Below are 15,461 nucleotides of genomic sequence, written 5' to 3'. Positions count from 1 at the left end.
CGGCCTGCGATGCTCGCTGCCTCGGCGGCCCCGTACTTCGTACAGTTGCGCTTCTCGAGCCAACGGGGCGCCGAGCCTTCCTTCCGCTCGCTACGGTTTGGTTAGGCGTTGTAAAACTTAGAGATCGAACGCGTAGCGCATGACGTCGCTCCGCAGCGCGTTGATCCTGGTGAAATCGCGCGTGTAATACAGCTTGTTCGTCAGCAGCACCGCATAGCGGCCGCGCCTGGGGCTGATCCACATGGCCGTGCCGGTGAAGCCCAGGTGGCACCAGACGTCGTCTTCCGGCCCGGTGCCTGCCGCCGGATGCCAGAACAGGCCGCGCGACGGAGTCAGCGAACCGGTCTGCACCGTCAGCGAAGCGCGCACCCAGTTGGCGTCCAGCACCTCGCCCTGCAGGTCCTGCGCCAGCATCGCCTGCAGGAAGCGCTGCAGGTCGGGTACGTTCGAAAACAGCCCGGAGATGCCGCACACGCCCCCCAGCAGGCGGGTGGAGAAATCATGCGTGACGCCAGAAAGGTGTGCACCCGCCTGCTCGCAATATTCAGTCGGCGCGACCTGCTTGCCATGCGCAGCTGCCAGCGGGCCGAAGCCCGTGGCAGCCATGCCCAGCGGCCGCAGGACATGCTCGGCCAAGGCCTGGTCCAGGGGCAGATCCAGCAACCGCTCGATGACCAGGCCGAGGATCAGGGCCGCGCGGTCCGTGTATTCCACGGCTAGTCCCGGCGTGCCTTCCAGCGGCTCGCGCAGTACGCCACGCACGATATCGTCGTACACCTCGCCATAGCTGGCCCGCAGGCGCGCGCGCAACGGCAAGCCAGCCGTATGGGTGAGCAGCTGGAAAATCGTGATGGGCGCCAGCGCATGGCCCTGCGTGCCGGGCAGCACGTCGGCCAGGCAGCTGTCCAGGCGCAGGCGATTTTTGCGCAGCAGCCAGCCCATCAGCGACCAGACGCTGATGATCTTGGTCAGCGAAGCGATGTCGAACAAGGTGTCGACCTGCATCGCTGCACTGCCGGGCTCGGGCGTGAGCCGCCCGGCCGCGCCCGCCACGCCGTGGTCGCTGGTGCCCATGGCCCAGGCCGCGCCTGGAAAAATCTGTTCCTGGACGCCGGCTTGCACCAGCGCTGTCAGCTGTTCTGTATGGTCCGTCAGGTTTGCTATTGGCATATTGATTGTGTCGTGGAGGTCTTGTCATGCACTGCCGCGTCCACCCCCAGCCAGCGCGCCACCGATTGCGCCACCCATTCCCCCTCGTCCAGCGGCAAGTCGTGCCCGGCGTCGCGGTGGATCAGGCAGTCGGCCTGCCAGGCGCGCGCCAGGCGCTGCGAGCAGCGGTGGTCGACCAGCCGGTCTTGCGCGCCGGCCATCACCAGCACGGGCATGGCGGGGCGGATGAGGGGGGCGCGGTAGCGGGCGGCCGACAGTAGCTGGCGCAGCGCGTTGCGGCGGCTGACGGGATATTCTTGCTGATATGCACACCAGTCGGCCAGCAGGGCGGCGTTGCCCTGTGCATGCCGGCGGCTGGTCAGGCGCAAGATCAGCGCTTCCTGGCTGCGTTGGTCGCCCAGCAGCAGTTGGCGCAGCAGGGCGCCGTAGTTTTGCCAGCGCAGGCGCCGGTAAAACGGATTGAACGGTCGCATGCTGGTGTTGAGCAGCACGCAGCGGGCGATTTCCTGCGGGTAGCGGCTAGCCCATTCGACGGCCACCATGCCGCCCAGCGACAGGGCCAGCAAGTGGTACGGTGCAGCGATGCCCCGCGCCGACAGGTCCTGGCGGCAAGCTGCCACCATATCTGCCACACGGGTGGCGCTGTCCTGCGCGTGGCGCCTGCCATTGCCGGGCAAGTCGGGCGTGACAATGCTGGCGCCGGGCAGGGCGCGCGCCAGGGTGGCGGGGAAGTCACCCCAGTGGCGTTGTTCGCGCATCAGGCCGCGCAATAAAATCCATGTGGGCTGCGTCATGACTCATACCATTGCGCCAGGGCGCGCCGGCGCTGCGCCTTGCGCAGCAAGCCTTCCGGCATCCAGCGGCCGTGGCTGCTGGCGGCGCGCATGAGGAAATCGAACCACACCAGGTGCCGCCGCAACACCCGCTGCAGGCGGTGCGCGGCCGTGGGGTTGAAGATGCTGACCCGGTTGAACAGCTGGCGCGGGTTTTTCTTGACCCACAGCCACGAGCCCATTTCCAGAGTCAGCGGCAGGAACACGCGCCCGCTGTAGCTGGTGCCGTTCAGGTACAGATAGTCCCACAGGTCGCCATGCGTGCGGTATTGCCGGCTTTGCGGCTCGAACACATAGTTGTGGTTGGGGTAGCTTTGGCTGAACAGTTCTTCCAGGGCGCCGATCTCGGCCAGGTGCTCTATCGGCACCTTGGTATGCGCATGGGGAAACCAGATGCGGTCGCGCAAGCCGAAGCCGGAATGGCAATCGAGGGCGATGCTGAACTGGCGCGACAGCAGCTCACGCTCGACCAGGTCGCACACGGCCTGGCTTTCCTGCTCCATGGGCGCATCGGCTGCGCCCCGGTACCAGGGCAGTCGGGCGCTGTAGCGCTGTCCACCCAGCATGAACGGCACTTTTTCGCGCGCGCTCAGCGGTGCGTTGCGCATCAGGTCCACGCCGCGCGGATTGCAGCGCGTGGCTTGCCACATGCCGCCCGGGTTGACCAGCGGCATGAATACGAGGCGCATGGTTTCCAGCTGCTGGTGCAGGGTGGCATCCCAGCGCAGGCGCGCGATCAGGCTTTCGAGGAAGGACAAAAGCACTTGCGTGCCGATGCGTTCGAGGCCGTGGATGCCGCCAAAAAAGCCCAGCACGGGCACGTCGGGGCCGGGATTGCCCAGGGCGATGGAGTACACGGGAAAGTCGCGCCCATCCATGGCGATGCTGCAGGGCGCGGCCACTTCCAGGTGGCTGCCACCTTCGTCAATGAGACGCTTTAGCATGACCAGCTCGGGCAGATTCTTTTCGATCATCAGGCGTCAGAAAGGGAAAGTAACAGCCAGTGTAGCCGAAATAATTGCTGCGCCAGACGTCCCGCATGGCGAAATTTATTGGTGGCAAGCATGTCACGAAGCCGTCATGTTTGCTGTGTAGGCTATTGCAGCTGACACAAGAATTATTACTCGGCACTACCCCATTTCCACGCCGTTCCACCCTCACGCAATAGCGACGCGATAGCAATATGACAGGCAGGTCGGCATCCGTCCATGTGCTGGCGCTGGGGGATATCTGGTGCTGCCGGGCTTCCTGATTGCGGTAGGGCCCGCACGGGCCATGCGGCGCTGGGCGGCGCCGGCACGACCCGGCGCAGCCTGAGGCTGAACGTTCGTTCGCGTACAGACGCGTCACATTCCTGCCGCCAGACTGGCACTTCGGGCCTGCATGCGCCCACCCAGCCAGTTAACAGCCAGGAGGAAGCGCGAGATGACAGAGTGTAATCACATCAATGCCGGCCGGCGCGGCTTGCTGATCGCCGGCGCGCTGTCGGCCACGGCCGTGGCTGTGCCCGGCGTGGCCGGGGCCGCTGAAGCTGCCCATGCTGCGGCCCAAGCCGGCCAGGCGCCGCCCGTCCTGATGAAGGTCAATCTGGATATCAACGGCCAGCGCCATAGCCTGGAACTCGACACGCGCACCACCTTGCTCGACGCCTTGCGCGAATACCTGCATCTGACGGGAACCAAAAAGGGCTGCGACCACGGCCAGTGCGGCGCCTGCACCGTCATGCTGGACGGCCAGCGCATCAACGCCTGCCTGAGCCTGGCCGTGATGCACGAGGGCGCCCGCATCACCACCATCGAGGGACTGGGCACGCCCGACAAGCTGCACCCGATGCAGGCCGCCTTCATTGCGCATGACGGCTATCAATGTGGCTATTGCACACCGGGGCAAATCTGCTCTGCCGTCGCTGCACTGGGAGAAATCCGCCAGGGCATCCCCAGCCACGTCAGCGTGGACTTGAACGCTGCCCCGCAGGCGACACCGGAAGAGTTGCGCGAACGCATGAGCGGCAATCTCTGCCGCTGCGGCGCCTATTCCAACATCATCGAGGCGATTTCCGAGGTGGCGGGGAGGCCGGCATGAGAGTGTTCAGCTACCAGAAGGCTGCCACGCCGGCCGAAGCGGCGGCCGCCGCCTTGAACACGCCGGGTGCCCGCTTTATAGCCGGCGGCACGAATCTGCTCGATCTGATGAAACTGGAGATCGAAACGCCTACGCATTTGATCGACGTCAATGGCCTCGCGCTCGATCGCATTGAAACGACTGCGGACGGCGGCTTGCGCATCGGCGCCCTGGTACGCAACACGGCGCTGGCCGCCCACGTCACGGTGCGGCGCGATTATGGCGTATTGTCGCGCGCCTTGCTGGCCGGTGCTTCGGCACAATTGCGCAACAAGGCGACGACGGCGGGCAACCTGCTGCAGCGCACGCGCTGCCCGTATTTTTATGACACCAACCAGGCCTGCAACAAGCGCGTGCCGGGCAGCGGCTGCTCCGCCATCGGGGGTTTCAGCCGGCCGCTGGCCATCCTGGGCGGCAGCGATACCTGCATCGCCACGCATCCCAGCGACATGGCCGTGGCCATGCGCGTACTCGACGCCGGCATCGATACCGTGCGGGCCGACGGTGCCGTGCGCACCATCCCGATTGCCGATTTTTACCGCTTGCCGGGCACCACGCCGCAGCTGGAAACGCTGCTGCAGCCGGGCGAACTGATCACCAGCGTGACCTTGCCCCCGCCCGTCGGCGGCACGCACGTCTATCGCAAGGTGCGCGACCGCGCTTCTTACGCGTTCGCGCTGGTGTCCGTGGCGGCGATTATCTTGCCCGATGGCACGGGCAGGCTGGCTCTGGGCGGCGTCGCGCCGCAGCCGTGGCGGGTTGCCGGCGCGGAGCAGGCGATGCCCGCTGGCGCCGCCGCCGTGAACGAACGCCTGCTGGCCGGCGCCAAACCGACTGCCGACAATGCCTACAAGCTCATCCTGGCGCAGCGTACCGTGGCAGCCGTGTTGAGGGAAACACCAGTAATGAAAGGCTAAGTCCATGAAATTCACGACACCCGCCACTACCAACCCCATCGACCAGCTGAAAGTCGTGGGCCGCCCCACGGACCGCATCGACGGCCCCCTGAAAACCACGGGCACGGCGCCGTACGCGTACGAGCAGCACGCCGCGGCGCCGCATGCCGCCTACGGCCATGTCGTCGGCGCGGCCATCGCCAAGGGGCGCATCGCCTCCATCAACACCAGCGCCGCGCGGCGCGCACCGGGGGTGCTGGCCGTGGTGACGGCGGAATCCGCAGGAAAACTGGGCAAAGGCAAGATGAACACGGCGCATCTGCTGGGCGGCCCGGAGATTGAGCATTATCACCAGGCCATCGCGCTGGTGGTGGCGGAAACCTTCGAACAAGCACGCTCGGCCGCGCAATTGCTCGACGTAAAGTATATCGAGCAGCCGGGCGCGTTCGACTTGGCCAAGGCGAAGAACACGGCGGCCAAGCCGAAGGACGGCAAGCCCGACAGCAAGGCTGGCAATTTTGCCGGCGCCTTTGCCCATGCCCCCGTGCGCCTGGACGCCAGCTACACGACGCCTGACCAGTCACATGCCATGATGGAGCCGCACGCCTCGATTGCCGCCTGGGAGGGGGACAAGCTGACGCTCTGGACGGCGAACCAGATGGTGGACTGGAGCAGGGGCGACCTGGCCCGCACCCTTGGCATTGCAAAAGACCAGGTGCGCATCGTCTCGCCCTATATCGGCGGCGGTTTCGGCGGCAAGCTGTTCTTGCGCGCCGAAGCGCTGCTGGCGGCCCTGGGCGCGCGCGCGGCACAGCGTCCCGTAAAGGTGGCCCTGACGCGGCCCTTGATGTTCAACAACACCACGCACCGGCCCGCCACCATCCAGCGACTGCGCATCGGCGCCACGCGCGACGGCAAGATCACGGCCATCGGCCACGAATCGTGGTCGGGCGATCTCAAAGGCGGGCAGCCGGAAACTGCCGTGATGCAGACGCGGCTGCTGTACGCGGGACCAAACCGCATGACGGCCATGCGCCTGGCCATACTCGACTTGCCGGAAGGTAATTCCATGCGGGCGCCGGGCGAGGCGCCGGGCCTGATGGCGCTGGAAATCGCCATGGACGAGATGGCGGAAAAGCTGAACATGGACCCTATCGTCTTGCGCATCCTGAACGACACGAAAGTGGACCCGGAAAAACCGGGCCGCCCGTTTTCCCAGCGCCGCCTGATCGATTGCCTGCGCACGGGCGCCGTGGAATTTGGCTGGAAGGAGCGGCAAGCACAGCCCGGCAAGCGGCGCGACGGCCGCTGGCTGGTGGGCATGGGCGTGGCGGCCGCCTTCCGCAATAATCTCGTCATGCGGTCCGCCGCCCGGGTGCGCCTGGACGGCAAGGGCATGATCACGGTGGAAACGGACATGACGGACATCGGCACGGGCAGCTACACCATCATTGCCCAGACGGCGGCGGAAATGCTGGGCGTGACCCTGAACCGTGTCGTGGTGCACCTGGGCGACTCGGATTTTCCCGTCTCGGCCGGTTCGGGTGGGCAATGGGGCGGCAACAGTTCCACGGCGGGCGTGTATGCGGCTTGCGTGCGCTTGCGCCAGGCCATCGCAGGCAAGCTGGGCTTTGACGAAAATCAAGCGCGCTTTTCCGATGGGCAAGTAAGTCAGGGCGAGCGCAGCGTGCCGCTCGCTGCCGCTGCCTTGCATGGCGATGTGGTGGCGGAAGACCACATGGAATACGGCGACCTCGACAAAAAATTCCAGCAATCCACGTTTGGCGCCCATTTCGTGGAAGTGGGCGTGGACAGCGACACGGGCGAAGTGCGCGTGCGCCGCATGCTGGCCGTCTGCGCGGCCGGCCGCATCCTGAATCCGAAAGCGGCGCGCAGCCAGGTGATCGGCGCCATGACCATGGGCGTGGGTGCGGCCCTGATGGAAGAACTGGTGGTCGACCGGCGCCGCGGCTTTTTCGTCAACCACGACCTGGCCGGCTACGAAGTGCCCGTGCACGCCGATATCCCGCACCAGGACGTCATTTTCCTGGACGAAACAGACCCCATATCCTCGCCCATGAAAGCCAAGGGCGTGGGCGAGCTGGGCATCTGCGGCGTGGCGGCGGCCATCGCGAATGCCGTGCATAACGCCACGGGGGTGAGGGTGCGCCACTATCCGCTGACCCTGGACAAGCTGCTGCGTGGGCTACCCGAGGTCACCTAGCACCGTTGCGCCGCCGCGCGCGTGACAAAGCGTGTATTTTTGGTAATTTTCAAGTGCTATGCTCGGAACGCATGCTGCGGGGCAAGTTCCCGGTCCGCAAGGTCATGCCGCCAGGAGAATGCATGAATAGCTCATCAATGCCGCCGCGTATCCTCATCGTCGATGACGAGCTGGCGCATGTGTACGCGCTGTGCGATACCTTGCGGGGGCAGGCGTATGACACGACGGGGCTGGCTTCGGGCGAGGCGGCGCTGTCCCTGCTAGCCGTCGAATCGTTCGATCTGCTGCTGGTCGACCTGATGATGCCGGGCATGAACGGCATCGCCGTGGTGGAAGCGGCGCGCCTGATAGATCCGGACCTGGCCTGCGTCATCATGACGGGCGAAGGCACGATTGCCTCGGCCGTGCAGGCCATGAAGGCGGGCGCGCTCGATTATGTGGTCAAGCCGTTCAAGGTATCGGGCATCCTGCTGATACTGGCGCGGGCGCTGGAAACGCGCCAGCTGCGCATCGCCAATGCGCGCCTGGAATTGCTGCTGCGCCAGCACACGGCCGAACTCGACGCCATGAACAAGGATTTGCAGCTGGCCCGCGAAGTGGCCGAGCGGGCGAACCAGGAAAAGACCAATTTCCTGTCCAGCATGAGCCACGAGCTGCGCACGCCGCTCAACGCCATCCTGGGCTTTTCGCAGATGCTGATGTCCGATTCCATCCCCTCGACGGCGCAGGAAAAGAAAACCTTTGCCTCGCACATTTTCGGCGCGGGCCGGCATTTGCTGACCCTGATCAACGATATCCTCGATATCGGCAGGATCGAGTCGGGCAATATGTCGCTGGCGATGGAAGCCGTGGAACTGGCCGGCATCTACCATGAATGCTGGCAAATGATGGAACCGCTGGCGCACAAGCGCGGCATCACCTTGACGTTCGTCGATGCGGGCGGCATGCATGTGCTGGCCGACCGCACGCGCCTCAAGCAGGTGCTGCTCAACCTGCTGTCGAACGCCGTCAAGTACAACCGTGAACAGGGCGAGATCCACGTTGATTGCCAGCCCGTCGATGCGCGGCAACTGCGCCTTTCCGTGCGCGACACGGGCGGTGGCATGAGTAGCGCGCAGCTGGAGGCGCTGTTCCAGCCCTACAACCGCCTGGGACGCGATGCGCGCGACGAAGAGGGCACGGGCCTGGGGCTGGTGGTCAGCAAGCGCCTGGCCGAAGCCATGCAGGCCAGGCTGGGCGTGGACAGCACGCCCGGACGCGGCACCACCTTCTGGCTCGATATCGCCAGTTGCCCGGCGCGCCAGCCGCTGCAGGAAAGCCCACGCCTGTCCGCCATTGCCCGACCCGCAGAAACGATACGGCTGCCGGACCGCAAGACGCTGCTGTATGTGGAAGACAATCCCCTGAATCTGGCCCTGGTGGCGGGCCTGATCCATTTTCGCCCCGATCTTGACCTGCTGTCGGCCGGCGACGGCCAGACGGGCCTGGAGCTGGCGCGCCGCCACCTGCCGCAACTGATACTGATGGACAGCGACCTGCCCGACATCAGCGGCACGCAAGTCATGCAGCTGCTGCGCGCCGATGCCCGCACCGCGCATATCCCCGTCATCGCCCTGACGGCCATGGCCGGGCCGGGCGATGTACGCCAGGGGCTGGCGGCGGGCTTCTACCGCTATCTCACCAAGCCGATCGACGTGGTGGCGTTTTCCGAGGCCATCAACAGTGCGCTGGAATCGGCCACGGCGCAGCGCAGCGCATGAATGGCGAGGCGCCGGTGCGGCGGGCGATCTGGCTGGCGGCCGCAGTGCTGCTGGCGCTGGCCGCTGCAGCCGTCTGGCTGCTCAATGCCCGTCCTGGCCCGCCGCCCGGCCCCGTGGAAGTATTGCGCGTGGCCGTGAATGCGGAATATGTGGGCAGCTGCCCCGTGCTGGCCGCGCGCGCACAGGGCTATTTTGCGCGTGAAGGCATCGACGCGCTGCTGCAACCGTATTCCTCGGGCAAGGCGTCGATGGAAGCCGTGTTGGGGGGCAGGGCCGACCTGGGCACCGTTTCCGACATCCCCGTGGTGCTGGCCAGCCTGAAGAACCAGTCCGTCGTCATCATCGCCAGCATTTTCGAGGCCGAGCGCGACCACGGCATCGTGGGGCGCCTGGACCGCGGCGTGTCCACGCCCGCCAGCCTGAAAGGCAAGCGCATCGGCGTCACCCTGGGCACCTCCGGCCATTTCACGCTGGACGCCTTTTTGAACCGCCAGAAACTGTTGCCCGCTGAAGTCACCTTGCGCAACTACACGCCGGACCAGCTGGCCGGTGCGCTGGCCCGGGGCGATGTCGACGCGGCGGCCGGCTGGGAACCGTTCCTGACGGGCATGACGCATGCTATCGCTGGCAACGCGGCCATCTTCTATGGCGAAGACGTGTATGCGGGCCTGTTCAACGTGGCCGGCACGGGCGATTATGTGCGCAGTCACCCGGCGACGATGCGCAAGGTGCTGCGCGCGCTGCTTGCCGGGGCGCGCTTTTGCCGCGACGAACCCGACGCCGCGCGCGCCCTGTTTACCACGGCGTCGGCCAGCGAGGCGGCGCGCCTGCAAGCGGCCTGGCACGGTTATCAGTTCGGCATCGTGCTCGACCAGGGCTTGCTGCTGGCGCTGGAAGACGAGGCGCGCTGGGCCATCAAGAACCGGCTGGCCGAACGCGGCGAGATGCCGAACTTCCTCGATGCCGTCTACCTGGACGGCCTGGAAGCCGTGGCGCCATCGGCCGTGACGGTCATTCATTGAGAAAGCCACCGTGAAAATCGTAACGCGCTTCAAGCTGGCAGAACTGTTTTGCGTGGTGCTCGTGGCCATCATCGTCGCCATGCTGTTCTCCACCACCATGGCGATGCAGCGCGAACTGGCGAAGAACAAGGCTGCGGGTGATATCCTGCAAGCCGTCACGTCGCTGCGCTACCTGTCGATCGAATATGCGCTGCACCACGGCGCGCGCACGCGCGCCCAGTGGCAGCTGCGCAGCGAATCGCTGTCCACGGGCTTGCTGGCCACGCCCGCCTTCAGCACCGGCGAGGAGCGCGCGCTGCTGCGCGAATTGCAGACCGACCTGGCCGGCGTGGGCGCTCTGTTCGAGCTGTTTGTGGCGAATCACCGCGAGCTGGGGCAGGACCCGCTGCGGCGCGAGGTGCTGGGCGAACTGGAGTCGCGCCTGTCCGGCCAGATCATGGGCAAGGTGCAGGGCATGATCTCGGACGCGATGCGGCTGTCCGAATTGAGCCGGCAAGGCGTGCTCGATGCGCAGCAGCGGGCCAATGTCGCCGTGATGTTGTTTGGCGGCGTGATCATCGCCCTGGTGGCCGGCCTGATTTACTTCACCATGACCAGCGTCACGGGACCGCTGGAAAAGCTGCGCCAGGGGACCTTGATCGTCGGCGCTGGCAAGCTCGATTTTGCGCTGGGCGTGCACACCAAAAATGAAATCGGCGACCTGGCGCGCGCCTTCGACGGCATGACGGAAAAGCTGCGCCGCACCACCGTCTCGCGCGACGAGCTGGCGCACACGAATGCCGCCCTGGAAACGCAGATCGCCGAGCGCCAGCTGGCCGAGCGCAAGGTGCATGAGCAGCTCGAGCGCCTGAACCTGCTGCAGCAGATCACGCGCTCTATCGGCGAGCGGCAGGACTTGCGCAGCATCTTCCAGGTGGTGGTGCGCAGCCTGGAAGACCAGCTGCCCATCGATTTCAGCTGCATCTGCCTGTACGAGCCGTCCCAGCACGCGCTGCAGGTAACGTGCGTGGGCGTACGCAGCGAAGCGCTGGCGCACGCCTTCATGATGGGCGAACAGGCGCACATTCCCATCGACGAGAATGGCCTGTCGAGCTGCGTGCGCGGCAAGCTCGTGTATGAAGCCGACATCGCCGAGGTAGCGTTTCCGTTCCCACAGCGGCTGGCGCAAGGAGGCTTGCGCGCCCTCGTCATGGCGCCGCTGCTGGCCGAAAACACGGTTTTCGGTATCCTGATCGTGGCGCGCCGCACCGCGCACAGCTTCACCAGCGGTGAATGCGAGTTCCTCAGCCAGCTGAGCGAGCACGTGGCGCTGGCCGCCAACCAGGCTCAGCTCTACGGCGCACTGCAGCGCGCGTATGATGATTTGCGCCAGACGCAGCAATCGGTGATGCAGCAGGAGCGCTTGCGCGCGCTGGGGCAGATGGCCAGCGGCATCGCGCACGACATCAATAACGCCATTTCCCCCGTGGCCCTGTACACGGAATCGCTACTGGAGACGGAAACCAGCCTCAGTCCACAGGGCCGGCATTGCCTGGAAGTGATCGAGCGCGCCATCGACGACGTGGCCGCCACGGTGGCGCGCATGCGCGAATTCTACCGCCAGCGCGAACCGCAACTGGCGCTGTCGCCCATCAATGCCAACCTGGTGGTGCAGCAGGTGCTCGACCTGACGCGCGCGCGCTGGAGCGACATGCCGCAGCAGCGCGGCATCGTCATCGCCCTGCGCACGGAGCTGGCGGACGAGCTGCCCATGCTGCCCGGCAGCGTGGGCGAACTGCGCGAAGCGCTGACCAACCTGGTCTTCAACGCCGTCGACGCCATGCCGGACGGCGGCACCCTGACTGTGCGCACCAGCTGCATTGGCGTGCCCGGTCAGGGGGCGCGCCAGGTGCAGATCGAGGTGGGCGATACGGGCATCGGCATGGACGAGAATACGCGCCGCCGCTGCCTGGAACCGTTTTTCACCACCAAGGGCGAGCGGGGAACGGGCCTGGGCCTGGCCATGGTGTACGGCATGATGGAGCGCCATGGCGCCAGCATCGACATCCTCACGGCGCCGGGGCAGGGCACGGCGGTGCGCCTGGCTTTTCCCGCCTGCGCGGCAGGCGAGGGGGAGGAAGCGCCCGACACGGCCCACGCCGTGCCGCCGCGCCTGCGTATCCTCGTGGTGGACGATGATCCGATGGTGCTCAAGTCCCTGCGCGACATCCTGGAAATCGATGGCCACGAAGTGGTGTCCGCCGATGGGGGGCAGGCCGGCATCGATTGCTTCCTGGCCGCGCGCGACCGGCACGAACACTTTGCGGTGGTCATCACGGACCTGGGCATGCCCCACGTGGACGGGCGCAAGGTGGCCAGCGCGGTGCGCCAGTGCTCGCCGGACACGCCCATCATCATGCTCACGGGCTGGGGCCAGCGCCTGGCTGCCGACAGCGATTTCCCCGAACACGTCAACTGCGTGCTGGGCAAGCCGCCCCGGCTGAAGGAGTTGCGGCGCGCGCTGAACGCGGTCATGTCGATAGGGTAAGGACATGCAGGCAGGAGCAAGGCCGTCGGCGCCTTGCCGCGTTGCCGGCCGGGGAGGGGCTTACTATGCTCCCGTGCAAGTCGTTTCGGTCATATTCATATTTGCGGGATTGATGCGGGCATTCAGGCGGAATTCCCGGCCCCGTCCAATTGGCGCATCTTGCGTGCTATAGATGCCGGCGCCGCCATCATGCGCGGCACCGGGACCCGTGATGATGCCCTGGTTAAGATTAGCGTGTGTACCGATGCCCCAGATACGGGTAGTGGGCGAGGCCAGATATCTGCAAGGTATCGCCGGCGCCGTCGGCGATCTGTCCCAGGGCCTGCGAGCCCGTTGCACACTTCCACTTGCCGTCCGATGTACCGCTGCTGATGGCCGCGATGCGCGATGGCGCGGTGGCATCGCCACCGCTATCGCTCTCTAGCAATGTAAAAAACCGGAGCCGTCGCGCCTGGCCTGCTCCGGTGCCGGGGTTCAGAACCGGTACGTCAAGGTTCCCCGCACGCTGCGCGGCGCGCCATACGTGCCTTGCGCATAGGTATTGATGTTGATGTATTTTTTATCCAGCACGTTTTCCACGTTCAGCTGGGCCGTCAACTGGCGCGACAGCTGGTACGTGGCCATCAGGCTCACCGTGCTGTAGGCCTCCTGCGTCACGCGCTCCTTGCCGTTCGGCCCTTCGTCGTCAAAGTAGAACTTGCTTTGCCAGTTGACGCCGCCGCCCACGGTGAGGCCGGGCTTGACTTTCCAGGTGGTAAACAATCGCGCCGTCGAGCGGGGCGACAGGGTGTTGATGTCCTGCTGCTCGCGGTCCCTGGCCCGGAAGTGGCTGGCGCTGGCCGTCACATTCCAGCCCGGCGCCACGCGGCCCGACAATTCCCCCTCGATGCCGCGGCTGGTGGCACCCCGCGCCGCATAATACGCTTGCGTGGTGGTGCCGGGGACGCGGTGCGCGCCGTCCGGCTGGGCCAGCTTGTCCTGCTTGATTTCAAAGATGCCGATGGAACCGTTGGCCCGGCCCTCCGCCAGTTCTCCCTTCAAGCCCACTTCCATGCTTTGCCCTGTCAGCGGGTCCAGCCAGGCACCTGTGCGGTCCTGGTTTTCCTGAGGGCGGAAGATGTCCGTGTAGCTGGCATACAGCGAATACGTGTCGTTGAGGTCCACCACCACGCCCGCGTAGGGAACAAACTTGCTCTTGGCGAAGGCAAAGCGGGCGCTGCCGTCAAAGCCGATGCGCTCCTTGTCCCAGCGGCTCAAGCGTCCACCGAGGATCAGCTTGGTGTTCTCGGCCAGATTCAGGCGCGCGGCGCCATACGCGCCATATTGCTTGGTGGTATATTTTTCCGACAGCACGGGTTCGCCCCAGGCCGGCTGCGGGTAGCTGCCATCCCAGGCGAGGAAATTGCCGATCGGTTCAGGGTCGAGCGCTTCCTTGACGCTGAACTCGGCGTGCTGCAGCGTGTAATTGGCGCCGACGATGACTTCATGCTGGCGTCCGCCCAGGGTAAGCGGGCCGGACAGCTTCACGTCGGCGCTGCTCTGGTCGCGCGCGCCGATGTAGCGGTTCGGGTAGCCGAGCATGCCCAGGCCCGTGATGCGGTCCGGCCGCTCGGCCAGGAACACCAGCGGCGTGTCTTCCGTGTGCTTGCTGTACATGGCTTGCGCCTGCGCCTTCCAGCCCTGGCCCAGCGCGTGTTCCAGGGTGGCGTGCACATTCGTCTGTTCCGTGGCCCAGGCGGCCCAGCGGGGCGCCGTCGTGACGGAACGGTCGAAATCGGTGCGCGAGCCGTCGCTGTACCACAGGGGGAAGCCGCCCCAGTTGCTGCCTTTCGGATCGTTCTTCTGGTAGCTGGCGCCCACCATGGCCACGCTGCCGGGAGCCAGGTCCGCCTCGACGGTCGCGTAGGCGAGCTGGCGCTGGTTCGAATAGCCATCGGTAAACGATTTGCGGTCCTGCCAGGCGCCCGCCACCCGGCCGCGCACGGAGCCGTCCCCGTTCAGCGGCGTGGCCAGGTCGAGCGTGCCCCGGTAATCGCTCCACGAGCCGGCCGCCAGCGACCATTGCCCTTCGAATTGCCTGGCGCTGGCGCGCTTGCGCACCAGGTTGATCGAGGCCGACGGGTAGCCGGCGCCCGTCAGCAAGCCCGTGGCGCCCCGCGTCACCTCCACGCGGTCGTAGATCAGCGAGTCCATTTCCGACTCGCCGCCAGAATACTGCACCTTGTAAGTGGTGGGCACGCCGTCGTACTGGAAATTGTCGACGTCGAAGCCGCGCGCGGAAAAGGTGCTGCGTTCCGTGTCGAACTGGTTGACGGCGATGCCGGGCGTGTTGCGCAGCACGTCGCGCACTGTCAGCAAGTCCTGGTCGTCCATGCGCTGGCGCGTGATGACGCTGACCGATTGCGGCGTCTCGCGCAACGACAGTACCAGTCCCGTGGCGCTGGCCGTGGCCGGCGTCGTGTACGAGCCCGTGCCTTCCGTGCTGGTGCTGCGTTCGGCCGTGGCGCGCACGGAGATGCCGGGCAGGGTGGCCGCGTCGGCTATCGAGGGCAGCCTGCGCACGGCGTAGTGGCCGCCGCCCTGGTCGACGGCAATGAGGCCGCTGCCATCGAGCAGGCGGGCGAAACCGTCAGCCACCTGGTAGTTGCCGTTCAAACCGCGGCTGTGCAAGCCCGCATACAGGCTGGCGGCGCCGGAAATGCTGACGCCGGCGTCGGCCGCAAACGCGGACAGGGCCGTGCCCAGGGGGCCGGGCGCCACCTGGTAGTGGCGCGCGGGCGCCTGCTGCGGTTGCTGCTGGGCGAATGCGGGCGCGGCCAGGGCCAGGCTGCCCAGCAGGGCCAGGGTCATGGTAGTGTGGCGGGGGTGCTTCATCAGGTGTTTCCCTTCGTTCATGTGTTGGTCCTGT

The 15,461-nt window shown here is 66.1% G+C and carries 11 protein-coding genes; 6 read left to right on the top strand and 5 right to left on the bottom strand.

Going from position 1 to position 15,461, the window contains the following annotated elements:
* Positions 1 to 117 precede the first annotated feature (117 nt).
* Genes C8C89_RS19280 through C8C89_RS19270 form a run of 3 tightly spaced genes read right to left on the bottom strand, consistent with a single transcriptional unit; the run spans position 118 to position 2,977 of the window.
* Positions 118 to 1,170 carry a serine hydrolase domain-containing protein gene (locus tag C8C89_RS19280; RefSeq protein WP_133991906.1) on the bottom strand — a complete coding sequence of 351 codons (1,053 nt, stop codon included), beginning with the start codon at positions 1,168 to 1,170 and terminating at the stop codon, positions 118 to 120.
* Entirely contained in the window at positions 1,161 to 1,964 is an 804-nt protein-coding gene (locus C8C89_RS19275) for an alpha/beta hydrolase (RefSeq protein ID WP_133991903.1), read from the bottom strand. Before C8C89_RS19275 ends, C8C89_RS19280 begins: the two co-directional genes overlap by 10 nt.
* Positions 1,961 to 2,977 (bottom strand): M14 family zinc carboxypeptidase, encoded by a 1,017-nt coding sequence (locus C8C89_RS19270; protein ID WP_133991900.1) that lies wholly within the window; start codon positions 2,975 to 2,977, stop codon positions 1,961 to 1,963. Before C8C89_RS19270 ends, C8C89_RS19275 begins: the two co-directional genes overlap by 4 nt.
* A 451-nt stretch (positions 2,978 to 3,428) precedes the next feature.
* Here C8C89_RS19270 and paoA point away from each other — a divergent pair, with 451 nt between their 5' ends.
* From paoA to C8C89_RS19240, 6 genes are all read left to right on the top strand, one after another.
* Positions 3,429 to 4,085, top strand: coding sequence for an aldehyde dehydrogenase iron-sulfur subunit PaoA (gene paoA / locus C8C89_RS19265; RefSeq protein ID WP_133991897.1), 657 nt, complete (start codon positions 3,429 to 3,431; stop codon positions 4,083 to 4,085).
* Positions 4,082 to 5,041: a xanthine dehydrogenase family protein subunit M gene (locus C8C89_RS19260; RefSeq protein ID WP_133991894.1), complete on the top strand. Its 960-nt coding sequence runs from the start codon at positions 4,082 to 4,084 to the stop codon at positions 5,039 to 5,041. The genes paoA and C8C89_RS19260 overlap by 4 nt, the downstream gene beginning before the upstream one ends.
* Positions 5,042 to 5,045: 4 nt before the next feature.
* Complete coding sequence (gene paoC / locus C8C89_RS19255; protein ID WP_133991891.1) at positions 5,046 to 7,244, top strand: aldehyde oxidoreductase molybdenum-binding subunit PaoC; 2,199 nt, start codon at positions 5,046 to 5,048, stop codon at positions 7,242 to 7,244.
* A 122-nt stretch (positions 7,245 to 7,366) separates the two neighbouring features.
* Complete coding sequence (locus C8C89_RS19250; RefSeq protein ID WP_243858114.1) at positions 7,367 to 9,004, top strand: response regulator; 1,638 nt, start codon at positions 7,367 to 7,369, stop codon at positions 9,002 to 9,004.
* Positions 9,001 to 10,026: an NrtA/SsuA/CpmA family ABC transporter substrate-binding protein gene (locus C8C89_RS19245; protein ID WP_133991888.1), complete on the top strand. Its 1,026-nt coding sequence runs from the start codon at positions 9,001 to 9,003 to the stop codon at positions 10,024 to 10,026. The genes C8C89_RS19250 and C8C89_RS19245 overlap by 4 nt, the downstream gene beginning before the upstream one ends.
* 10 nt (positions 10,027 to 10,036) lie before the next feature.
* Positions 10,037 to 12,553: an ATP-binding protein gene (locus C8C89_RS19240; protein ID WP_133991885.1), complete on the top strand. Its 2,517-nt coding sequence runs from the start codon at positions 10,037 to 10,039 to the stop codon at positions 12,551 to 12,553.
* Positions 12,554 to 12,782: 229 nt separating this feature from the next.
* Here the strand turns inward: C8C89_RS19240 and C8C89_RS19235 are convergent, their stop codons facing one another.
* Entirely contained in the window at positions 12,783 to 12,980 is a 198-nt protein-coding gene (locus C8C89_RS19235) for a hypothetical protein (protein WP_133991882.1), read from the bottom strand.
* A 47-nt stretch (positions 12,981 to 13,027) separates the two neighbouring features.
* Positions 13,028 to 15,448: a TonB-dependent receptor gene (locus C8C89_RS19230; RefSeq protein ID WP_243858112.1), complete on the bottom strand. Its 2,421-nt coding sequence runs from the start codon at positions 15,446 to 15,448 to the stop codon at positions 13,028 to 13,030.
* Positions 15,449 to 15,461: the final 13 nt, after the last annotated feature.

It is taken from the genome of Janthinobacterium sp. 75 (assembly GCF_004365495.1).
Lineage (GTDB): Bacteria > Pseudomonadota > Gammaproteobacteria > Burkholderiales > Burkholderiaceae_D > Janthinobacterium.
Note: the sequence above shows the minus strand (reverse complement) of the source record. Positions and strands in the feature narration are given on the sequence as shown.

What these genes read in the sequence shown, in the direction of transcription:
- C8C89_RS19230 (WP_243858112.1), bottom strand. Translation starts at nt 15,448, where the DNA reads ATGAACGAAGGGAAACACCTGATGAAGCACCCCCGCCACACTACCATG.
- C8C89_RS19270 (WP_133991900.1), bottom strand. Translation starts at nt 2,977, where the DNA reads ATGATCGAAAAGAATCTGCCCGAGCTGGTCATGCTAAAGCGTCTCATT.
- paoC (WP_133991891.1), top strand. Translation starts at nt 5,046, where the DNA reads ATGAAATTCACGACACCCGCCACTACCAACCCCATCGACCAGCTGAAA.
- C8C89_RS19245 (WP_133991888.1), top strand. Translation starts at nt 9,001, where the DNA reads ATGAATGGCGAGGCGCCGGTGCGGCGGGCGATCTGGCTGGCGGCCGCA.
- C8C89_RS19280 (WP_133991906.1), bottom strand. Translation starts at nt 1,170, where the DNA reads ATGCCAATAGCAAACCTGACGGACCATACAGAACAGCTGACAGCGCTG.
- C8C89_RS19275 (WP_133991903.1), bottom strand. Translation starts at nt 1,964, where the DNA reads ATGACGCAGCCCACATGGATTTTATTGCGCGGCCTGATGCGCGAACAA.
- paoA (WP_133991897.1), top strand. Translation starts at nt 3,429, where the DNA reads ATGACAGAGTGTAATCACATCAATGCCGGCCGGCGCGGCTTGCTGATC.
- C8C89_RS19250 (WP_243858114.1), top strand. Translation starts at nt 7,367, where the DNA reads ATGAATAGCTCATCAATGCCGCCGCGTATCCTCATCGTCGATGACGAG.
- C8C89_RS19260 (WP_133991894.1), top strand. Translation starts at nt 4,082, where the DNA reads ATGAGAGTGTTCAGCTACCAGAAGGCTGCCACGCCGGCCGAAGCGGCG.